This is a genomic window from Streptomyces sp. NPDC021749 (assembly GCF_040640655.1).
In the GTDB taxonomy this organism is placed as follows: domain Bacteria; phylum Actinomycetota; class Actinomycetes; order Streptomycetales; family Streptomycetaceae; genus Streptomyces.
This window is the reverse complement of sequence record NZ_JBFACE010000048.1, coordinates 1-20993: the sequence shown is the minus strand read 5'-3', so window position 1 is coordinate 20993 and position 20993 is coordinate 1. Positions and strand designations below refer to the sequence as shown.

Annotated in this window: 16 protein-coding genes and 1 pseudogene; 14 read left to right on the top strand and 3 right to left on the bottom strand. The window is 70.5% G+C overall.

The window, feature by feature from the left end:
• The first annotated feature begins 1308 nt into the window (after window positions 1-1308).
• The 3 genes from AB0G35_RS32280 to AB0G35_RS32270 all read left to right on the top strand — a co-directional run bounded on the left by AB0G35_RS32280 (window position 1309) and on the right by AB0G35_RS32270 (window position 3843).
• A complete protein-coding gene (locus AB0G35_RS32280) occupies window positions 1309-1764 on the top strand; it encodes a MarR family transcriptional regulator (RefSeq protein ID WP_360956803.1) in 456 nt (151 codons plus the stop codon).
• Window positions 1765-2057: 293 nt separating this feature from the next.
• Complete coding sequence (locus AB0G35_RS32275; RefSeq protein WP_360956851.1) at window positions 2058-3020, top strand: ATP-binding cassette domain-containing protein; 963 nt, start codon at window positions 2058-2060, stop codon at window positions 3018-3020.
• Window positions 2980-3843 (top strand): ABC transporter permease, encoded by an 864-nt coding sequence (locus tag AB0G35_RS32270; protein ID WP_360956801.1) that lies wholly within the window; start codon window positions 2980-2982, stop codon window positions 3841-3843. The genes AB0G35_RS32275 and AB0G35_RS32270 overlap by 41 nt, the downstream gene beginning before the upstream one ends.
• Window positions 3844-4089: 246 nt before the next feature.
• On the opposite strand, the gene AB0G35_RS32265 is transcribed toward AB0G35_RS32270, so the two are convergent.
• Window positions 4090-4836 (bottom strand): SMI1/KNR4 family protein, encoded by a 747-nt coding sequence (locus tag AB0G35_RS32265; RefSeq protein ID WP_360956799.1) that lies wholly within the window; start codon window positions 4834-4836, stop codon window positions 4090-4092.
• A 90-nt stretch (window positions 4837-4926) separates the two neighbouring features.
• Window positions 4927-6084, bottom strand: a complete 1158-nt coding sequence (locus AB0G35_RS32260; protein ID WP_360956797.1) for a magnesium and cobalt transport protein CorA — start codon at window positions 6082-6084, stop codon at window positions 4927-4929.
• Window positions 6085-6305: 221 nt separating this feature from the next.
• Here AB0G35_RS32260 and AB0G35_RS32255 point away from each other — a divergent pair, with 221 nt between their 5' ends.
• The 11 genes from AB0G35_RS32255 (at window position 6306) to AB0G35_RS32205 (ending at window position 20524) form a co-directional block, all read left to right on the top strand.
• Entirely contained in the window at window positions 6306-6695 is a 390-nt protein-coding gene (locus tag AB0G35_RS32255; protein ID WP_360956795.1) for a cell division protein SepF, read from the top strand.
• A 55-nt stretch (window positions 6696-6750) separates the two neighbouring features.
• Window positions 6751-8181 (top strand): biotin transporter BioY, encoded by a 1431-nt coding sequence (locus tag AB0G35_RS32250; protein WP_360956793.1) that lies wholly within the window; start codon window positions 6751-6753, stop codon window positions 8179-8181.
• Window positions 8178-8546 carry a nucleotide pyrophosphohydrolase gene (locus AB0G35_RS32245; protein WP_360956791.1) on the top strand — a complete coding sequence of 123 codons (369 nt, stop codon included), beginning with the start codon at window positions 8178-8180 and terminating at the stop codon, window positions 8544-8546. The genes AB0G35_RS32250 and AB0G35_RS32245 overlap by 4 nt, the downstream gene beginning before the upstream one ends.
• A gap of 324 nt (window positions 8547-8870) precedes the next feature.
• Window positions 8871-9326, top strand: coding sequence for a DUF6099 family protein (locus AB0G35_RS32240; RefSeq protein WP_360956789.1), 456 nt, complete (start codon window positions 8871-8873; stop codon window positions 9324-9326).
• A 714-nt stretch (window positions 9327-10040) separates the two neighbouring features.
• Window positions 10041-10964 (top strand): LLM class F420-dependent oxidoreductase, encoded by a 924-nt coding sequence (locus AB0G35_RS32235; protein ID WP_360956787.1) that lies wholly within the window; start codon window positions 10041-10043, stop codon window positions 10962-10964.
• A gap of 354 nt (window positions 10965-11318) precedes the next feature.
• Window positions 11319-12929, top strand: coding sequence for a 3' terminal RNA ribose 2'-O-methyltransferase Hen1 (locus tag AB0G35_RS32230; RefSeq protein WP_360956785.1), 1611 nt, complete (start codon window positions 11319-11321; stop codon window positions 12927-12929).
• Window positions 12930-12979: 50 nt separating this feature from the next.
• Window positions 12980-15622, top strand: a complete 2643-nt coding sequence (locus AB0G35_RS32225; protein ID WP_360956783.1) for a polynucleotide kinase-phosphatase — start codon at window positions 12980-12982, stop codon at window positions 15620-15622.
• A 79-nt stretch (window positions 15623-15701) separates the two neighbouring features.
• Window positions 15702-16295, top strand: coding sequence for a hypothetical protein (locus AB0G35_RS32220; RefSeq protein WP_360956781.1), 594 nt, complete (start codon window positions 15702-15704; stop codon window positions 16293-16295).
• Window positions 16296-16397: 102 nt separating this feature from the next.
• The gene (locus tag AB0G35_RS32215; protein WP_360956779.1) at window positions 16398-17633 is read left to right on the top strand and encodes an arginine deiminase; all 1236 of its coding nucleotides are present in this window, start codon (window positions 16398-16400) and stop codon (window positions 17631-17633) included.
• Window positions 17634-17743: 110 nt separating this feature from the next.
• The gene (gene argF, locus AB0G35_RS32210; protein ID WP_360956777.1) at window positions 17744-18748 is read left to right on the top strand and encodes an ornithine carbamoyltransferase; all 1005 of its coding nucleotides are present in this window, start codon (window positions 17744-17746) and stop codon (window positions 18746-18748) included.
• Window positions 18749-18982: 234 nt separating this feature from the next.
• The gene (locus AB0G35_RS32205; protein WP_360956775.1) at window positions 18983-20524 is read left to right on the top strand and encodes an amino acid permease; all 1542 of its coding nucleotides are present in this window, start codon (window positions 18983-18985) and stop codon (window positions 20522-20524) included.
• Here AB0G35_RS32205 and AB0G35_RS32200 read toward each other — a convergent pair.
• Window positions 20487-20600, bottom strand: a pseudogene (locus AB0G35_RS32200) (ATP-binding protein); the annotation flags it as partial. The gene AB0G35_RS32205 and the pseudogene AB0G35_RS32200 sit on opposite strands and share 38 nt — an antisense overlap.
• Window positions 20601-20993 lie beyond the last annotated feature (393 nt).

The following is a 20993-nucleotide window of genomic DNA, read 5'->3' as shown; positions in this document are numbered from 1 at the left end:
CCACTCGACGAACACGCGGCCAGCGGGAGCGAGAGAGCGAGCACCGTCGCTCCGAAAACGACTCCCCGGCGCAGTCGCACCCGCGCCCCCGTCCTGCCTTGCTGAGGCGGTGTACGCCGCACCCACATGTAACTGATCATGATCCCCCCTATTCCCCCTGATTCCCCCGGTTTCCCGGTGCCCCGGGCCCCCGATTCCTCTTGCGTCCCTCTGCATCTCGGTATAGCTGTACGGCCGTAATGCTCACTACCTGATGGCAATCCGCGGCACCCGCAGGCCCATCACGTTTCTCGGCCTTCTCAGACCCCTCAGACCTTGAGTGCGGTCAGATCCATCGGATCCGCCAGATCTGTCATGCTCCTCGCGCCGTTGGAGTCCCTTTGGCATTCTGCGGATTGGACGGAACTTTTTGGCTATATCCGTTGCCACCTCGATATGCCTCAGTCCCCAGCTATGTTGTCCCAGAGCCCTCGGAGCCCCTGCTTCCGTCTGCTTTCCCGCAAGCCCCACGAGTCCCTCAAGCCCCCTGGGCCCCCTGAATCACCCCCTGAATTGCCCCTGGATCACCGAAATTCCGGCAACTGCCGAATGCGTCCGATCCAGAACTAAGGCTTCTCCGAGCGCAGTTGGCTGTCAAGGCTGCTCGTCGAGGCTGTGGATAACTTCGTCGCTCAGTGGGATTTCCGCTTCCGCCCCCGTGCGCCGCCGACCTGCGCGTAGGCAGAGTCCGCTGCCACAGCAGTGCTGAGTGATCTTCTCCCCCTTGCCGCGTTGCCCTTGGACGTCCAGGGGCACAGCGGCAGGAGGCGATCCGGACGGCCGGCGGATTGCTGCTGGAGACGCGGGCCATGACCGACGCGTACACGGCCGGGACGATCCGTAACGTCGAGCAAAACGGGCCCTACATCGTCCTCGCCCCCGGCTTCGCCTTCGCCCCGGCTTCGCCTTCGCCCCGGCTTCGCCTTCGCCTTCGCCCGCCCTTCGCCCGCCGTACGCAGGACCGGCCTGTCCTGGGTCCGGCTTGTCCAGCCCGGTCGAGTTCGGGCATGTGACGAACGATCCGGCCCTCTGAGGCCGATTGAACGGCCACCGGCAGATGAATGGCCCCGGCAGGTTGAACGGCCCACCGGCAGGCTGAACGATCATGGCAGGCTCGAAACGGCTGCTGGCCGACCCCGCGCCCGGGGCTGCCCGCGGCGCGGAAGAGGCTCTCACCGAGGCAGCGGGATGTTCTCACCGGGGTGCGCGCGGCAGCCCTAGCCAGGCGCGGCACCCCCGCTAGCTCGCACTCAGAGCTAAAATTGGGGCATGGCAGCGATGGGGGAGTTCCCCGATTCGCTCGCCGACGTGCTGGCCGGTGTCCAACGGCTGATCCGGCGCCGCCTGCGGGCCGGCCTCACCTCGCCCCCGCTGCGCGGCGCCGAGGTGGAACTCCTGCGTCTGGTCGTGGCCCGCCCCGGCATCCGCGTCTCGGCCGCCGCGAAGGAGCTCTACCTCGCCGGCAACTCGGTCTCCACCCTCGTCAACCGGCTCAGCCGGACCGGCTACCTACGCCGCGAGACCGCGCCGGACGACCGCCGCTCGGCCCTGCTGTTCCCCACCCCGGCCGCCTGCGCGCGGCTACGCGACTGGGAGGTCCGCCGCAGCGCCCTCGTACGTGAACAGGTGGCACGGCTCTCCGAGGCCGACCAGGCCGCCTTGGTCGCGGCCCTCCCGGCACTGCGCAGACTCGCCCACAACCTGCACGAGGAGGCGGAGGGCTGATGACCCCGGACGAGCTCCCCGAGAAGATCCCCGGGCGCCCCGAGAAGAACCCCGAGCTCCCCGACAAGAATCCCCAGCTCCCTGGGAGGGACCCCGAGGAGATCGGCGAAGAGATCGACGACGAAGAGGAGAACGGCGAAGAGATCGACGACGACACCCTCGGCGGCCTACCGCACGCCGGCGCACCAGGCCCCGCACCAGGACCCGTACCTGGGCCCACACCCGGCCCCGCACCAAGCCCCGTACCTGGGCCCACACCCGGCCCCGCACCCGGCCCGGAAACCTCCGACGCCGTGCTGTGCCGCGGCCTGCGCTACGCCTTCGGCGAGACCCGGGCCGTGGACGGCGTCGACCTCTCCGTACGTGCCGGCGAGGTCTTCGGCCTGCTCGGTCCGAACGGTGCAGGGAAGACCACCGCGATCCGCTGCATCACCACCCTCCTGCCCGTCCCGGCCGGCATGGTGCGGGTATTCGGGCACGACGCGGCCAGGGAACGGATGGCGGTCCGCAGGCTGCTCGGGTACGTCCCCCAGCAGCTGTCCGCCGACGCCGGCCTGACCGGCCGCGAGAACGTCACCCTGTTCGCCCGGGTCTTCGACGTCTCCCGCCGCGAACGCACTGCACGTGTCGACCAGGCGCTGGCGGCGGTCGGCCTCACCGACGCGGCCGGCCGCCTCGCCAAGACGTACTCGGGCGGCATGATCCGCCGCCTCGAACTCGCCCAGGCACTGGTCAGCGCGCCCCGTCTGCTGATGCTCGACGAACCCACGATCGGCCTCGACCCGATCGCCCGCACCAGCGTCTGGGACCACATCAACGCGGTACGGAACGCCACCGGCATGACCGTTCTCGTGACCACCCACTACATGGACGAGGCCGATCAGTACTGCGACCGCGTGGCCCTGATGCATCACGGCCGGATCCGCGCCCTCGGCACACCGGACGACCTCAAGGCCGCCCTCCGCGCCCGCCGCCGGACGGCCCACGCCCCGGCCCCCGCGGTCGCCTCGGCCCACCCGTCCCCGGTCTCCACGTCACACCCCCACCTCTCCGCATCACCGCTCTCCGCTTCACCGTTCTCCGCTTCACCGTTCTCCTCCTCCTCGCCTTCCTCAGCGGCCCCGTCGCGCTCGTCCGATGCCGCGCCGACACTGGAGGACGTCTTCCGGGACGTCGCCGGCAGCGGCCTCGACGAGCAGTCAGGAGACTTCCGCGATGTCCGAAGCACCCGCCGCACCGCACACCGCGTCGGCTGACGCCCGTCACGGCGCCGGAGAGCTGGACCTGCTGCTGGCCCCGCCGCGCGCACGTACCGGATGGCGGGTGCTGCCCGCCCGGGTCGTCGCGATGTGCGTGGTCGAACTGCAGAAGCTGCGGCACGACCGGACCGAGCTGTACACCCGCGCCGTCCAGCCCGCCCTCTGGCTCCTCGTCTTCGGGGAGACCTTCACCCGGATCAAGGCCATCCCCACCGGCGGCACCCCCTACATCGACTATCTGGCGCCCGGCATCATCGCCCAGTCCGCCATGTTCATCGCGATCTTCTACGGCATCATGATCATCTGGGAGCGGGACGCCGGCATCCTCACCAAGCTGCTGGTCACGCCCACTCCCCGCGCCGCTCTGATCGCCGGCAAGGCGTTTGCCGCCGGGGTGAAGGCGCTGATCCAGGCCGTGGTGGTGATCGTCATCGCCGCACTGCTGGGTGTGGCCATGACCTGGAACCCGCTACGGCTCCTCGGTGTGGGAGTGGCGGTGGTGCTCGGGTCGGCCTTCTTTTCCTGCCTGTCGATGACCATCGCCGGCATCGTGCTCACCCGCGACCGCCTGATGGGTATCGGCCAGGCCATCACCATGCCGCTCTTCTTCGCCTCCAATGCGCTGTATCCGGTGGCGATCATGCCCGGCTGGCTCCAGACCGTCAGCAAGATCAATCCCTTGAGTTACCAGGTCGATGCCCTCCGCGGCCTCCTCCTCGGCACCCACGCCCATCTCGCCCTGGACTACGGCGTACTCGTCGCGGCCGCCGTGGCCGGTATCGCCGCTGCCTCCTCCCTCCTGGGCCGCCTGGCCCGCTGACCACCTCCTCGCCACAAGGCCCGCCGGCCAGGCGGCTTGGCGTCCCGCCGGCGCCCCACCGTGCAACCCCTGGTCCGCCCGTCATACGGGCCGGCGTCCGGCCTGCCGCCGTCAACCGGGCCGGCGCCCTGCGCGGGCACCTGAGCACGCACCGTGTCCCGCCGGCCGTGGGGGCTGACCTCCTGCGCCGGGCATCGGGACGCCCACCGTGTGGCCCCTGGTCACGCCCTGCCGACCGGCCGGTGCTCACCCGGCTAGCGCAGCCCCGTCCCCCGCTGCCCCCTCAAGCCGTACGCGCGACGTACGCGCGACGTCCGTTGCCGTACGCTCGGCCTGCTTCAGCCACTCCAGATACCAGCTCTGGAACGTCGCCGGCGTGCCGTCGTCCGCGCCGAGCCGCAGGGGCTGCATGTCGACGCCGTCGCAGCGGGCGTCCGCCCATATCCGGCCCCGCTCCGGTCCGCTCACCACCAGCCATCGGCGCTCGGCACACCCGATGTGGCACAGGCATATCGCCCCGACGGTGCGGTCCTCGGACCACATCAGCGTCTCCCACCGATCCCACCAGGCCTCTTCGGCCTCCTCGTACTCCTCCGCATTCTCGAAGTCGGCCTCGTCGGGCTGCTCCGCCTGCAACACCGCAAGCAGTTCGGCGTCGGGTCCGGCTATGGGGAACGGCTCGGTCACACGGGCTGGGGTCGTCATATTGCCCCCGTCGCCCACCCACTCCCAACCGCCACCCGCCGCCCTGCGCACGGGGAAGACGCCATAGGCCGGGCCCGCCCCGCCCGCGCCCACCTGGCACAGGAACTCCCGATAGGCATCGGGCAGGCGGACGCCCAACCAGCGCTCAAGGTCCGCCAGTTCGTCCGCCGTGAGCGGGGCGTCCAGCGCGAAGCCATGGCCGTGGTAACCGAATACCTGCTCCGCACCCGGCGCCGAGCCCAGCCGCAGCACCCGCTCGCGGACCCCCGCCCATGTCTGCTCAGTCATGCTCCTACCGTACGAGGCACCACTGACAACGCCCGTCGCGCAGCCGGGCCGCGGCCGGCCCGGCTGACGGTGGGCCGGCCGCGGCACGTCTCAGAGCCAGTCCCGCCGCTTGAAAATGAAGTACAGGCTCACGCACACCACCACCATCAGCGCGATGGCGAAGGGGTAACCGAACGGCCAGTGCAGCTCCGGCATGCTGGGGAAATTCATGCCGTAGATCGTGCCGACCAGCGTCGGCGCGAACAGGATCGCCGCCCACGACGAGATCTTCTTGACCTCTTCGTTCTGCTGGAAGCCGGCCTCGGCGAGGGCCCGCATCTCGGCGTTCTGCTGCTGGTTCACCAGAGTGGCGTTGACGGTGAGGATGTCCTGGAGGGCCTGCCGGAAGCCGTCCACCCGCTCCGTGGTGTGCAGCGCGTGGTCCGCCACGTCCCGCAGGTAGCGGCGCAGCTCCTCGTCGATCGCGTACTTCTCGAAGCCCGCGGTCAGGCTCTCCAGGATGCCGTTCAGCGGACGGGTCGCCCGCTGGAACTCCACGACCTCTCGGGACAGTTCGTAAATACGGCGGGAGACGCGCGGGTCCCCGCCGAACACCTCGGTCTCGATCTCGTCGATGTCGGTCTGCACCCCGGCGACGACCGGGGCGTAGCCGTCGACGACCGCGTCGAGGATCGCGTAGAGCACGGCTTCGGGCCCGCGTTTGAGCAGCTCGGGAGCGTCCTCCATACGGCGGCGCACGGCCGTGAGGTCCGGCGCGCCCCCGTGCCGCACGGTGATGACGAAGTCCCGCCCGACGAAGAGGTGCAGCTCGCCGAAGTCGACCTCTTCGGCATCGTCCAGGTAGCGCGCGGCGCGCAGCACGACGAACAGGGTGCCGCCGTAGCGCTCCAGTTTGGGGCGCTGGTGAGCCTCCAGGGCGTCTTCGACGGCGAGCGGATGGAGGTCGAACTCCGATGCCAGCGTGACGAGTTCGGAGGGGCTCGGGCGGTGCAGTCCGATCCAGGCGAGGGTGTCCGTAGTGGCGCGCTGCTGCCGGAAGGCGTCGGCGAGGGTGTCGTGTGTGCTGACGCGGTGTCCGTCGCGATACAGCGCGGCGGTGATGACGCTGCTGGTGTTCTCGGCGGGTGGTTCCTGGGGGCGGGCATCGTCGGCGTTCTCGGCGTGCGGGGGTCCGGCGGGCCGCTTCTTGACGGTTTTGCGCAGGCCACGCAGGCCACGCGGCCGACGGCCGGGAGGTTCAGAGCTCATGACAGAACCGACCTCCGTTGCAAGAGGGGATGAACAGGCACACAGAATCTCGACGCAGGATATCTGCCGCAGTTGTCAGCACAGGTCAGGGGCGATGGTGCAGGATGGAACGGGACGTGACGCGGCGTGTGTCGTGTCCGGCGAGCTTTGTATGTTTATCCCTAGAATTGCGCGATGCAGATACCGCAGACAGCCATTGCTCCTCTGGGTGAGGTGATTCGGTGAACGGCCCCGATGCCACCGACGAACAGTGGGAAGGGCTCGCCGAGGTCGTCCCGCTGCGCGGCAGTAGCGAATGGCCCTCCTGGCCCGACCACCGCGCCCTCCCCGAGGACGAACCGGCCGAGGAGCAGCGGCGGTTCATCGTCATCCGCGTTCAGACCTTCGCGGATGCCCGTGAGGTCGCCGAGTACCTGATGGCACAGATCCCGGTCCTGCTGGACCTCAGCAGCGCCGACACCGATGTCGCCAAGCGCATTCTGGACTTCTCCAGTGGTGTCGTCTTCGGACTCGGCAGCGGTATGCACCGCGTGGACACCAACGTCTTCCTTCTGGCACCGGTCGGCACCGAGGTCGCAGAATCGGTGACGGGGGCCGTCCCCCGTTCGTAGGAAGGGCAGTTGGGCGGAACGGTTCTCCGGTCGCGCCACTGCATAGCGTCCCCATATGGATACCGGCAGTGTGCGACCGGCGGTCACCGAGTTACGGCTGTCCGCCTTCAAGACCCATCGCGGCATCACCCTGCCGCTCGGCCCGCTGACCCTGTTGAGCGGTGGGAGCGGAAGCGGCAAATCCAGTGCGCTGCAGGCGTACGAGATCCTTGCCCGCCTGGGAAGCGGAGAATCCCTCGCCCGGGCCGTACGGGACGTCGCGGGCAGCGCATCGGCGTGTGTGCCGGCAGGAGCGCGCCCCGACGAAGAGGGGAGACGAGGTTTCCGTATCGGCTGCACGGTCGACGGTCCGGCCGGCCCCGTCCACCTCGACCTCGCCGTACAGGCCGAGCCCGAACTCCGGATCGTCGGCGAGCGGTTGACCGGCGGCGGCGAAACGCTGCTGACCACCGCACTCACCGACCCGGCGCGACCCGCGGTCCAGGCGGCCTGGCACACCGCGGGGGCGTCCCCGGTGACCCGCGCCCCGCTGCCCGACGACCGTCTCGGCACGTCGCTGCTCCCGCTGCGCGTCGCCGGTAAGACGGAGGGCCAGCGGCTCGTCCTGGCCGCCGCCGAACAGGTCGTCGTCGCGCTGCGCTCGGCGTTCGTCTGCGATCCCCGTCCGGAGGTCATGCGGGGGACGAGGGCGGCCATGGCGGCCGGCGCCGTGTGCGGGGGCGGTACGGGTCGAGCCAAGAAGGCGGGCACGGGGAAGGCCGCGGGAAAAGCGGCAGCGACCGCGACCACCCCCGGCAGCCGGGGCGCGCGGGCCCGCAAGGGCGGCGGAGACGGCGGAGGGGCCGGGGGCTGGGGCCGCGGCGCCGATGACATGCCCGACGAGGGGCGGCTGCGGACCTCCTGTGACAACCTGCCCGCCGTACTGGAGCGGACCAGCAAGGAGTGCACCAGAAGGCACGCAGTGCTGGTCGCGGCAGTACGGGAAGCGTGCGCCGGCCCGGTCGACGGGCTGCGCGCCGTGCCGAGGCAGCCGGACGCGACGGCGGAGAGGGCGGCCGCAGCCCCTTCGCCAGCGGCACCGGCGGGAGGCGGACGGAGTGGCTCCGGTGCTCAGCGGGCCGGGCAGGGCGCAGCGGTCGAAGAACCGCGTCTGCAGGCCGTGGTCGACCGCGGCACGCTCGGCGCGATGCCCATCGAGCAGCTCGGCGACGGTGAGCTGCGGTTTCTCGCCCTGGCGCTGGTGCTGCTGACCGGGCCGGGGGTGCTGGCCATGGATCCGGCGGGGGAGATCCCCTCGGCACAACAGCAGATGACCGTCATGGCCGACGGAATGGACCGCTGCATGGACCACCGGCAGGCGCGCGAGCTGGTGTCGCTGGCCGTGCGCATGGCGGAACGCGGTCACGTCCGGTTGCTGGGCACGGTACGGGACCCCTCGGTCGCCGACGGACTGCCCGGCGTACAGGTGCTACACCTAGGAGCATGAGCGAGGATCTTCATGCGCTGCAGCGCCGGCTGGCCGAATTCGCGGCCGCGCGGGACTGGCAGCAGTACCACACCCCCAAGAACCTGGCCGCGGCGCTGAGCGTCGAGGCCGCGGAACTCGTCGAGATCTTCCAGTGGTTGACCCCGGAGGAATCGGCGAAGGTGATGTCCGACCCGCGGATGGCCGGCCGGGTCGAGGACGAGGTCGCGGACGTGCTGGCGTATCTGTTGCAGTTCTGCGAAGCGCTGGGGATCGATGCCCTGGCGGCGCTGGCCGCGAAGATCGAACGCAATGAAACGCGCTTTCCGGCGGTCCGGCAGGCCCGGCCGGACCGGCCCCGGAAGGGCGAGGGCGGCGAGGAGTAGCGGGTGGGAGGGGACGCCGGGGGAAGGGACGCGTTCCCGTGCACTCGCTCCTCCGCCCCTCCTCATACTGAATTTTCCGGTCATTGCCGGTATTTCTGGTGATCCTTGCCGGGCGCGTGACGGATGGGGGTGATGTGGCGCAGGGGGAGCAGGGCGCGCACATATCGGACTCTCGTCACTCTATGGAGTTATGGATCTCTCCACAGCGCCTTGGTTGTCCACAGATCTGCGAATTCCCCTGGCTTTTTTGGCTGTTCCCCCTCACTCTGGGTAGTGAAAGAAGTGCGGGGTGCATGCAAATGAAGAAGGAAGGAGGGGGAGAGGATGGACGCGGTGCGGATCATCGCGGCCAGCCGGCGCGGCCTGGCGGAGTCGACCACGGTGCAGGACGTGATCGTCGAGGCGTGGCAGGCGCAGGCCTTGGCGGAGGCGATAGGTAGCCATCTCGCGATATTCGGACCGTACGAGGTGCGGTCCCGGGCCCAAGGGCTGGGCGTTGCGAGCGGGCGGTTCAGCGGGGGACTGCCGTGCTCGACACGGGGCGGAGGCGGACTGCGGGCGGCGCAGCTCTCCGAAGTGCGTGACGTCCGGGCTTCCCTGACGGGGCTGTGCCGGCTGCTGCGCGAGGTATGCGAAGCACTGGTGGGCGTGGTGCTGCTCGCCGAGGAGGAAGGAACGTACTGGACCTGCGTGGAGGCGATGGACACGCTCGACGAATCGAGAGACCGCGTTACCGGAATACTGGAGAGACTGGAGGTGCGTGACCCGAACCCTGCCTGAGAACGACCACGGAAGAAGCCCTGAGGACGGCATTGGTCCTGACAGCAGCAGTAGCAGCCAGGTGCAGCGTCGCCACCTGCCTGCCGCACCGCCACGCATCCCGACGGAATGCCCTGCGCAGCCTGCGCACCCCCACGTCGCCTGCTGCTGACCAACCGACGTGCCACCGCGAGGCCGGTCTGCCACTGCCGGCTCACCTGCCACGGACCTGCGTAACCACCGGTGACCTGCGTAACCACCGGTGACCTGCGCAATCGCCGGTAACCTGCGCGGCTGCCAGTGATCGGCTCGCTTGCCGCTGTCCGGCTCACTTGCCACCGCGGACCTATCGCCCACGCCACCACCATCACCAGGCGGACGCCGTGCGTCGCCCGTAGCCCGTCGCTCACCGCGAAATGTCCGGCCCCGCCGTCCATGGTCCGCCGTCCGCCGTCCGTCGCTTTCGCGCCCCTGAAGCCCGCTCGCGGGCGGGGCCACCCCCGACGGCCCCGAACCCGCCGATGATCAACGGCCCTTGCCGCAGCCAAGGCATGTCAGAGGTGTCAGAGGTGTCAGAGGTACGGCAATTGTCCGCCCCGTGCGGTCTGCCCGCCGGCACAGTGATGAATGAGCAGGTTCCGGCCGGGACCGGACGGGTCCGATCCGACCTGAAGCAACGCCAAGCAACGACGCACTGCCGCGGTTGGTCCGCCGCAAGAAGTGCAGGATGGAGGTATGGACCTACGAATCTTCACCGAGCCCCAGCAGGGGGCTTCCTACGACACGCTCCTGAAGGTCGCCAAGGCCACGGAGGATCTCGGATTCGACGCGTTCTTCCGCTCCGATCATTACCTGAGCATGGGCAATGGCGACGGGCTGCCCGGTCCGACGGATGCCTGGATCACTCTGGCGGGCCTGGCTCGTGAGACGAAGCGCATCCGGCTCGGCACGCTCATGACGGCTGGCACCTTCCGGCTGCCGGGTGTGTTGGCCATTCAGGTGGCGCAGGTCGACCACATGTCGGGCGGCCGGGTGGAACTCGGCCTGGGTGCGGGGTGGTTCGAGGAGGAGCACAAGGCGTACGGCATTCCGTTCCCCAAGGAGAAGTTCGCGCGGCTGGAGGAACAGCTGGCAATCATCACCGGCCTGTGGGCCACCGAGACAGGAAAGGAGTTCACCTACGACGGGACCTACTACCAGCTGGAGCAGTCGCCCGCGCTGCCCAAGCCCGTGCAGATCAAGGTGCCGGTGTTGATCGGTGGGCACGGTGCGACCCGTACGCCGCGGCTGGCCGCGCAGTACGCCGATGAGTTCAACATTCCCTTCGCCTCGCTCGAAGACAGTGAGCGCCAGTTCGGACGGGTGCGGGCGGCCGCCGAAGCCGCGGGGCGGAAGGGCGATGAGCTGGTGTACTCCAACGCCCTGGTCGCCTGCGTGGGCAAGGACGATGCGGAGGTGGCGCGGCGGGCTGCGGCCATCGGGCGGGACGTGGACGAACTGAAGGCCAACGGCCTCGCGGGTTCGCCCGCAGAGGTCGTCGAGAAGATCGGCCGCTATGCCGCCATCGGCACCTCCCGCGTCTACCTGCAAATCCTGGACCTTGACGATCTGGACCACCTGCAGCTGATCTCGGACCAGGTGCAGTCGCAGCTGGGCTGAATCAGACAGCGACTAGCGACTGCCCTTGGTTGAGTGGAACTGAGTCGAGCCGAGCCGAGTCAAGCCGAGCCAAGCCAAGCCGAGCCGAGTCGGGCAGTTGAATGAGTTGAGCTGAGTTGAGCTGAGGTGGCTGGGCCGAGTGGGGCCGGGAAAGGACCCTGGGTGTGGGACGGGCCTCTGAGTTCGGGACGGGCCTCTGAGTTCAGGGCGGGACTCCGGGTCGGAGCGGGCCTCTGCGTCCGAGACGGGTCTCTCAGCCAGAGCAAGAGTCTGAGTCGGACAGGACTCCGAGTCGGGGCGGGGCTGTGGGAAAACTGGTGGGGATCGGGGCGCGGTGCCGTAATACTCGGACGGGTGTTCCTGACGATATCCACCACCGGCAGCGCCGACCGTCCCGCGACCGACCTCGGATTCCTGCTGCACAAACATCCCGACAAGGCGCAGCAGTTCTCGACGGCGCACGGCACCGCGCACGTCCTGTATCCGGAGGCGGATGCGGAACGGTGCACCGCGGCACTGCTGCTGGAGGTCGATCCCATCGCCCTGGTGCGCCGGGGCCGGGGCAAGGGCCGGGGCGGCGCTCCGGATTCGGCGCTCGGGCAGTACGTGAACGACCGTCCGTACGCGGCCTCTTCGCTGCTGGCGGTGGCGTTGCGGAGCGTCTTCTCCAGCGCGATGAAGGGGCAGTGCGCGGCGCGCCCGGAGCTGGTGGGGCGGGCGATGCCGTTGCGCATCGAGGTACCCGTGCTGCCGGCCCGGGGCGGTGCGGAGCTGGTGCGCAAGCTGTTCCAGCCGCTGGGATGGCAGGTGTTGGCCGAGGCGGTGCCGTTGGACGAGACGTTCCCGGAGTGGGGTGACTCCCGCTACGTACGGCTCGTACTGGAAGGGGAGCGCACGCTCGCCGAGGCGCTGCGGCATCTCTACGTGCTGCTGCCGGTGCTGGACGACGCCAAGCACTACTGGGTCGCGCCCGACGAGGTCGACAAGCTGCTGCGGGCCGGTGAGGGCTGGCTGGAGGAGCACCCGGAGCAACGGGTGATCGTCGGCCGCTATCTCGCACGGCGCTGGGCGCTGGCGCGTGAGGCCATGGCGCGGCTGGAGCTGGAGCGGCTGGCCGAGGCGGACGACGCGGTCGCCGAGGAGATCGACAACGCGGTGGACGAGGAGGCGGACACCGAGGAAAGGCCGGTGCCGCTCGCGGTACGGCGGAGGGAGGCGATTCTCGCGGTGCTGCGCTCGGCCGGGGCGGCACGGGTGCTCGACCTCGGTTGTGGCCAGGGCCAGTTGGTCGGTGCACTGCTCAAGGACCCGCAGTTCACCGAGGTCGTCGGTATGGACGTGTCCATGCGGGCGCTGCACGAGGCGCGGCGCCGGCTGCGGCTGGACCGGATGCCGGAGCGGCAGGCGGCGCGGGTACGGCTCGTACAGGGGTCGCTGGCGTACACCGACGCGCGGTTGAAGGGGTATGACGCGGCGGTGCTCAGCGAGGTCGTCGAGCACGTCGACCCGGAGCGGCTGCCGGCGCTGGAGTACGCGGTGTTCGGGGTGGCCCGGCCGAGGACGGTCGTGGTGACGACGCCGAACGTCGAGTACAACGTGCGCTGGGAGTCGCTGCCGGCCGGGCAGGTGCGGCATGCGGACCACCGCTTCGAGTGGACCCGGGGGGAGTTCCGGGGCTGGGCGCGGGAGGTGGCCGCGCGGCACGGCTACGAGGTGGACTTCGGCCCGGTGGGGCCGGACGACCCCGAGGTCGGGCCGCCGACCCAGCTCGCCCATTTCCGTAGGGCGGAGGAGGCCGGCGGCGGGAGGGTCGCGGTCGGAGCCGAGGCCGCAGCCCCAGCCGGAGTCGGTGCAGGCGTGGGTGCCGGAGCCGGTGAGGGTGTCGGTGTGCGTGCCACCGGCCACGGGGCCGGCAGGTGCGAAGAGGGAAGCAGTTCTGTGAGCGGGGAGGAGGTTGCGGTATGACGGGCGTCGACCGTATGGACGTAGCGGGGGAAGCAGAAGGTGAGGGGCGCGTGGGGCGACGGGTGCTCGGCGTGCCGGACCTGTCGCTGGTGGTGCTGATCGGGGCCACCGGGTCCGGCAAGTCGACCTTCGCGGCACGGCACTTCAAGGCGACCGAGGTGATCTCCTCCGACTTCTGCCGGGGGCTGGTCAGCGATGACGAGAACGACCAGAGCGCGAGTGGCGACGCGTTCGACGTGCTGCACTTCATCGTGGCGAAGCGGCTGGCGGCCGGGCGGCTGACGGTCGTCGACGCCACCAACGTGCAGTCCGAGGCGCGCACCCAGCTGGTGCGACTGGCGCGGGAGCATGACGTCCTTCCGGTGGCGATCGTGCTGGACGTGCCCGAGCAGGTGTGCGCCGAGCGCAATGCGACCCGCGCCGACCGGGCCGGGCTGCCGCGCCGGGTCATCCAGCGCCACCAGCGCGAACTGCGCCGTTCCCTGCGCCACTTGGAACGTGAGGGCTTCCGTAAGGTGCACCACCTCAGAGGCCAGGGCGAGGCCGATGCCGCCGAGGTGGTCAGGGAGCGGCGGTTCAACGACCTGCGGCACCTCACCGGGCCGTTCGACATCATCGGTGACATCCACGGCTGCCGTTCCGAGCTGGAGGCGCTGCTCGGCCGGCTGGGGTACGGCCTGGTGCGCGACGGGCTCGGCAGGGCCGTGGACGCGGCGCACCCGGAGGGCCGTACCGCCGTGTTCGTCGGGGACCTGGTCGACCGCGGACCGGACAGTCCCGGGGTGCTGCGGCTGGTGATGGGCATGGTCGCGGCCGGGCACGCGCTCTGCGTACCGGGCAACCACGAGAACAAGCTCGGCCGCTACCTCAAGGGCCGCAAGGTCCAGCACACCCACGGCCTCGCCGAGACCATCGAACAGCTGGCGAAGGAGGACGCCGCCTTCCGCGACGAGGTGGGGACGTTCCTGCACGGACTGGTCAGCCACTACGTCCTCGACGGAGGCGGCCTGGTGGTGTGCCACGCCGGACTGCCGGAGAAGTACCACGGCCGGACGTCCGGCCGGGTGCGGTCCTTCGCGCTGTACGGCGACACGACGGGCGAGACCGACGAGTTCGGCCTGCCGGTGCGCTACCCGTGGGCCGAGGACTACCGCGGCCGCGCCGCCGTCGTCTACGGACACACGCCCACCCCGCGGGCCACCTGGCTGAACAACACCATCTGCCTGGACACCGGCTGCGTCTTCGGCGGCCGGATGACCGCGCTGCGCTGGCCGGAGCGGGAGCTGGTGGACGTACCGGCGGAACGCGTCTGGTACGAGCCGGCGAAGCCGCTCGCCACGGAGGCGCCGGGCGGTGCGGACGGCCGCCCGCTCGACCTGGACGACGTGGCCGGCCGGCGGATCGTGGAGACCCGCTACATGGGCCGGCTCGCCGTGAAGGAGGAGAACGCCGCGGCGGCGCTGGAGGTGATGAGCCGCTTCGCGATCGACCCGCGGCTGCTGCCGTACCTCCCGCCGACGATGGCGCCCTGCGCGACGTCGCAGGAGGACGGCTACCTGGAGCATCCGGCGGAGGCGTTCGCCGGGTACCGTGCGGACGGCGTACGGGAGGTGGTGTGCGAGGAGAAGCACATGGGGTCCCGTGCGGTGGTGCTGGTGTGCCGCGACGAGACGGTGGCCGCGGAGCGCTTCGGGGCGCCCAAGGGGGTGCCGGGTGCGCTCTATACCCGTACGGGACGGCCGTTCTTCGACGACCCGGAGGCGACCGGATCCCTGCTGCGGCGGGTCGGTGCGTGCGTCGCGGAGGCCGGTCTCTGGGAGGAGCTGGAGACCGATTGGCTGCTGTTGGACGCGGAGCTGATGCCGTGGTCGCTCAAGGCGACCGGACTGCTGCGCCAGCAGTACGCGGCGGTGGGTGCGGCGTCCGGGGCGGCGTTCCCGGGCGTGCTCGGCGCGTTGGAGGCGGCGGCAGGACGCGGTGTCGAGGTGGGACCGCTGCTCCAGCGGCAGCGGGACCGGGCGGCGGACGCCGCGGCGTTCACGGCGGCGTACCGGCGCTACTGCTGGCGCGTCGGCGAGCGGGCGACGCCGGACGGGCTCGGGGCACTGGAGGGGGTGCGGCTGGCGCCGTTCCAGATCCTCGCGGTACAGGGGCGCAGCCTTGCCGGGCTGGCACATACGGAGCAACTGGCGCTGCTCGACCGGATCGTGGCGGCGGAGAGTGCGGTGACCGGCCGGGACGGCGGGGCGTCCGGAAGCGGACCATTCGCCGGTGGGGCAGGGCTGCTGGCCACGACCCGGCGGATCGTCGTCGACACCGAGGACGAGGCGTCGGTCGCGGCCGGCATCCGGTGGTGGCTGGAGCTGACCGCGGACGGCGGCGAGGGCATGGTGGTCAAACCGGTGCAGGCGCTGATACGGCAGCCGGACGGACGGCTCGTCCAGCCGGGCGTCAAGTGCCGGGGCCGCGAGTACCTGCGGATCATCTACGGGCCGGAGTACACCCGTCCCGAGAACCTCAAGCGTCTGCGCATACGCCATCTCGGCCACAAGCGTTCGCTGGCACTGCGGGAATACGCGCTGGGCCTGGAGGCGTTGGAGCGGATGGCGGAGGGCGAGCCGCTGTGGCGGGTGCACGAGGCGGTGTTCGGCGTGCTCGCGCTGGAGTCCGAGCCGGTGGACCCGCGGCTGTAGGAGGGGGCCGTAGCCGCGGCCTGCTGACCGGCGTGGCGCCCGCGTCCGTCATGCCCCCGGTGGCGCTGCCGGGCTGGCGTTGGCCTCCTGGCCGCTCACGGTGCTGGTGGTCTCCGCGTTCTCGGGCCGGATCGTCCGGGCGGCCGGTGAACGGACCGCCGGCGTCATCGGGTCGCTCTGCTTCGTCGCGGCCGCGTCGTGGTGGCTCGTGTGCGCGGACGACGACGCCGCGGGCACGCACTACGCGGGGCACCTCCTGCCGGGCCTGGTCCTCGCGGGCATCGGCACCGGCCTGTACCAGCCGGTGATGTTCGCCGCCGCTGGGCTGCTGCCGGCGCGGAGGCTGTCCGTGGGGTCCGGGGTGCTGATGGTTTCCCGGCAGGTGGGTACGGCGCTGGGGGTGGCCGTGCTGATCGCCGTCAGGGGAGGGCAGGGGGAAGGGCAAGGCCAACGCGGCGTCCGCCTCGGGGAGTTGAGGGCCGGCTGGGTGATCGCGGCGGTGACGGGGGCGGTCGCGGTGGGAGCGGCCGTCACGCTACGGGCGGGCGGCGAGCGCGGCGGAGCCGCGGGCGGCCGGGCCACCGAGCGCCAGCAGGACCGTTACGCCAGCAGGACCGTACGCCAGCAGGACCGTACGCCCGCCGCCGAGGATCGGCGATCACCCACCCCCTAGGCACACCTTCAGTCACCCTCTCCCCCTCCCCACCGGCCGACCCGTGCCCCTCACATTGCGCGACTCCCTCCCCTCGGCCCCCGGAGCGGCCAAGATGGGGAGATGGGATTCCAAGTCGACTCCGAGGCCGGGCGGCTGCGCCGGGTCATCCTGCATCGTCCCGATCTGGAGCTGAAGCGGCTCACCCCCTCCAACAAGGACGCCTTGCTCTTCGACGACGTGCTGTGGGTACGCCGGGCGCGGGCCGAGCACGACGGCTTCGCGGACGTACTGCGCGACCGGGGCGTGGAAGTGCACCTCTTCGGGGATCTGCTGGCCGAGAGCCTGCAGATCCCCGCGGCCCGGGAGCTGGTCCTGGACCGGGTCTTCGACGAGAAGCTGTACGGGCCGCTGGCCACCGGCCATCTGCGCGCCGCTTTCGACGAGATGCCGGTCCCGGAACTCGTCGAGGCGCTGGTGGGCGGGATGACCAAACGCGAGTTCCTGGAGCGCCATCCCGAACCGACGTCGGTCCGCTTCCACGTGATGGATCTGGACGACTTCCTGCTGGGTCCGCTGCCCAACCACCTCTTCACCCGCGACACCTCCGCCTGGATCTACGACGGGGTGTCGATCAACTCGATGCGCTGGCCGGCCCGGCAGCGCGAGACCGTCCACTACGAGGCGATCTACCGCTACCACCCGCTCTTCCGCGCCGAGGACTTCCACGTCTGGTCGGAGGGGCAGGCGGACTACCCGTCGACGATCGAGGGCGGTGACGTCCTGGTGATGGGCAGCGGTGCGGTGCTGATCGGGATGAGCGAGCGGACCACTCCCCAGGCCGTCGAACTGCTGGCGCGCGGGCTGTTCGCGGCCGGTTCGGCGCGCACGATCGTGGCGCTGGACATGCCCAAACGGCGGGCGTTCATGCACCTGGACACCGTCATGACCATGATCGACGGGGACACCTTCACCCAGTACGAGGGCCTCGGCATGCTCCGCTCGTACACCATCGAGCCGGGCTCGGGCGATCAGGACCTCAAGGTCACCGATCACCCGCCGGAGCACATGCACCGTGCCATAGCGGCCTCGCTGGGGCTGTCCGACATCCGGGTGCTGACCGCGACCCAGGACGTGCACTCCGCCGAGCGCGAGCAGTGGGACGACGGGTGCAATGTGCTCGCCGTGGAGCCCGGCGTGGTGGTGGCGTACGAGCGGAACGTCACCACGAACACCTTTCTGCGCAAGCGCGGCATTGAGGTGATCACGATTCCGGGGAGCGAGCTGGGCCGGGGGCGGGGCGGTCCGCGCTGTATGAGCTGTCCGGTGGCGAGGGACGCGGTGCCCGGGGCAGGCTGAGGCGTGCGGCGGTGGGCGGTGCGGGGAGGACGCTGCCGTATATAGATACGGCGCATCGTATACACTTCCAGATCTCGTCCCCCCGACCGCCGCAACACAGGAGCCGACCGATGGCGATAGACCTCACGGGCCGCCACTTCCTCAAGGAGCTGGACTTCAGCGCCGAGGAATTCCGCCGACTGATCGACCTCGCGGCCGAGCTGAAAGCGGCGAAGCGTGCCGGCACCGAGGTCCCCCGCCTCCGCGGCAAGAACATCGCCCTGATCTTCGAGAAGACCTCCACCCGGACCCGCTGCTCCTTCGAGGTCGCGGCCGCGGACCAGGGCGCCTCGACCACCTACCTCGACCCGGCCGGCTCGCAGATCGGGCACAAGGAGTCGGTCAAGGACACCGCACGGGTGCTGGGCCGGATGTTCGACGGCATCGAGTTCCGCGGCAGCCGTCAGTCCGACGTCGAGGAACTGGCCGCGCACGCCGGCGTACCGGTCTTCAACGGGCTGACCGACGACTGGCACCCCACCCAGATGCTCGCCGATGTCCTGACCATGGTGGAACACGGCCGGGGCCGCCCCCTGGACGAGACCGCCTTCGCCTACCTCGGCGACGCCCGCAACAACATGGGCAACTCCTACCTCGTCACCGGCGCCCTGCTCGGCATGGACGTACGGATCGTGGCGCCGAAGGAGCTCTGGCCCGAGGAGACGGTGATCGCCCGGGCGCACGAGCTCGCCGAGAGCAGCGGGGCCCGGATCACCCTCACTGAGGACGTCGCCGACGGCGTGCGCGGCGCGGACTTCGTCGCCACCGACGTCTGGGTGTCCATGGGCGAGCCCAAGGAGGTGTGGGACGAGCGGATCACGCTGCTGGCCCCCTACGCGGTCACCATGGACGTGCTGCGCGCCACCGGCAAGCCGGACGTGAAGTTCCTGCACTGCCTCCCCGCCTACCACGACCTGGGGACCGCGGTCGGCCGGGAGATCCACGCGCGGCACGGCCTTTCGTCGCTGGAGGTCACCGACGAGGTCTTCGAGTCCGCGCACTCGGTCGTCTTCGACGAGGCGGAGAACCGGATGCACACCATCAAGGCGGTACTGGTCGCGACGCTCGCCGGCTAGGGACGCCGGCGGGTTCCGTCCCGTGGGGTTCTGCCCTTCTGCCCCCTGGTGCCCCTGCATCCCGCCGGGCCGTCGCCAATATCACACTGCATAGGCATACGTCCGATAGGGCACTCATACAGCTCCTGCGGCTACCATCGAGCCGCTTGCGGGGTTCGGACCCACCGGTCCGGACCCCGCTCGTGCGTGGCCCACCCCGCGCCACGCGCACCGCACCACCAGAGAGAGAACCCCATGCGTGCCCCAGGTCCCGCCGGACTGCGCATCAAGTCCCCCGACCTCCTCATCGCCGAATCGGGCGCGGACCGTGAAGGCAACGGCCTCCAGCGCAGCATGGGCCTCTTCCAGCTCGTCTGCTTCGGCATCGGCGCCATCGTCGGCACCGGCATCTTCGTCGGCCTGTCCGACACCGTCGCGGAGGCCGGCCCCGCGGTCATCGTCTCCTTCGTACTGGCCGCCGCCACCTGCGTCTTCACCGCCTTCTCCTTCGGGGAACTGGGCGGCGCTATCCCGGTGTCCGGCAGCTCGTACTCCTATGCGTACGCCACCCTCGGTGAGCGCACCGCCTTCCTCGTGGGCTGGTGCCTGCTGCTCGAATACGGCGTCTCGGTGTCGGCCGTGGCCGTCGGCTGGGGGCAGTACCTGAACGAACTGCTGGGCAGCCTGACCGGCTGGGAACTGCCGGCCGCGCTCTCCAACCCGCCCGGCGAGGGCGGAATCGTCAACGTCCCGGCCGTCGTCGTGATCCTGCTCGCCGCGCTGCTGCTGGTCCGCGGGATCCGGGAGAGCGCCCGCGCGACCGCCGCGATGGCGGTGCTGAAGCTGGCGATCCTGGTGCTGTTCTGCGCGATCGGCTTCACCGCCTTCCGGGCCGGCCACCTCTCGCCGTTCGCACCGGAGAGCATCGCCGGGATCACCTCCGGCGCCTCGGTCGCCTTCTTCTCGTACATCGGCTTCGACGCGATCACCACGGCCGGGGAAGAGGTCCGGAACCCGCGACGGAACATCCCCCTCGCGATCATGATCTGCATCGGTGTGGTCACCGTGCTGTACTGCCTGGTCGCGGTCTCCGCCATCGGGGCGCTCTCCTCCGACCAGGTGGCCGATCAGCCCGCCGCGCTGTCGCTGATCGTCAACCGGGTCACCCACTCCGCGCTCGGCGGCGGCGTCATCGCCTTCGGCGCGGTGGTCGCCATCGCGTCCGTCGTCCTCGCGGTGATGTACGGGCAGACCCGCATCCTGATGTCGATGTCGCGGGACGGACTGGTCCCGCGCGTCTTCGAACGGATCTCGCCGCGTACGTCCACGCCGGTCGCCAACACCTGGATCGTCGCGGCCGTCTTCGCCGTGCCCGCTGCGGTCGTTCCCCTGGACGTGGTGATGAACCTGACCACCATCGGGACGCTCGCGGTCATGGCGGCGGTCAATCTGAGCGTGCTGGTGCTCCGCCGGACCCGGCCCGACCTGGCGCGCCGCTTCCGCGTCCCGTTCTTCCCGCTCAGCCCGATCCTCGGCATCGCGTTCTGCGGCTATCTGATGTACGGGACCGGACCGGCGACCTGGCTGCAGTTCGCGGCGTTCCTGGTGGCCGGTGCGCTGGTCTACACGCTGTACGGGCGGCGCCGTTCCCGCCTCGGCCGGCTCGGCACGGACTCGGACTCGGACTCGGCGACGGACGACGACGGGGACGATGACGCGGACGACAGGGGGGCCGACGAGCGGGAGCGTGCGGCGGCGGTCAGCGCCGGCGCGGCCGGTGCACTTCGGGAAGGGTGAACCGGACCGCCTTACCGTGCCGGGTACGCCGACAGCCGGAAGCCGAGCTGAGGGACCGCACCAGCAGTAGCCCACGCTTTCGGGTGGTGGGGGCGGCGGGTGCGGCGGCCGAGGGGAGCGGCCCGCCCGGCCCGGCCGTCGGCAGGGACTCGACAACCCCTCGACGAGCGCGGTGCCGCCGTCGTGCACCTCCCCCCCACACACACGTCCGGCCCTCGCGCCACCTTCGGCCCAGTGGCGGCGGGCGGCGGGCGGCGGGCGGCGAGGGGAGGACGGGGGACGGGGGCTGGGAGTAGCGGGATAGGGGTGGGGATGGGGGAGGCCCGGCGGTGCCGTCGCACTGGTCCGATCAGGGGTGCTGGGGGACGGACCTCAGACGCCGTTTCTGATGGTGTGATCGCTCGTTGAGCCGTGCATGACGGATCTGGTTGAGCGGTTGGTGCCGGACGAGTTGTGGGTGCTGTTCCGG

What these genes read in the sequence shown, in the direction of transcription:
- AB0G35_RS32280 (WP_360956803.1), top strand. Translation starts at nt 1,309, where the DNA reads ATGGCAGCGATGGGGGAGTTCCCCGATTCGCTCGCCGACGTGCTGGCC.
- AB0G35_RS32270 (WP_360956801.1), top strand. Translation starts at nt 2,980, where the DNA reads ATGTCCGAAGCACCCGCCGCACCGCACACCGCGTCGGCTGACGCCCGT.
- AB0G35_RS32265 (WP_360956799.1), bottom strand. Translation starts at nt 4,836, where the DNA reads ATGACTGAGCAGACATGGGCGGGGGTCCGCGAGCGGGTGCTGCGGCTG.
- AB0G35_RS32260 (WP_360956797.1), bottom strand. Translation starts at nt 6,084, where the DNA reads ATGAGCTCTGAACCTCCCGGCCGTCGGCCGCGTGGCCTGCGTGGCCTG.
- AB0G35_RS32250 (WP_360956793.1), top strand. Translation starts at nt 6,751, where the DNA reads ATGGATACCGGCAGTGTGCGACCGGCGGTCACCGAGTTACGGCTGTCC.
- AB0G35_RS32245 (WP_360956791.1), top strand. Translation starts at nt 8,178, where the DNA reads ATGAGCGAGGATCTTCATGCGCTGCAGCGCCGGCTGGCCGAATTCGCG.
- AB0G35_RS32240 (WP_360956789.1), top strand. Translation starts at nt 8,871, where the DNA reads ATGGACGCGGTGCGGATCATCGCGGCCAGCCGGCGCGGCCTGGCGGAG.
- AB0G35_RS32235 (WP_360956787.1), top strand. Translation starts at nt 10,041, where the DNA reads ATGGACCTACGAATCTTCACCGAGCCCCAGCAGGGGGCTTCCTACGAC.
- AB0G35_RS32215 (WP_360956779.1), top strand. Translation starts at nt 16,398, where the DNA reads ATGGGATTCCAAGTCGACTCCGAGGCCGGGCGGCTGCGCCGGGTCATC.
- argF (WP_360956777.1), top strand. Translation starts at nt 17,744, where the DNA reads ATGGCGATAGACCTCACGGGCCGCCACTTCCTCAAGGAGCTGGACTTC.
- AB0G35_RS32205 (WP_360956775.1), top strand. Translation starts at nt 18,983, where the DNA reads ATGCGTGCCCCAGGTCCCGCCGGACTGCGCATCAAGTCCCCCGACCTC.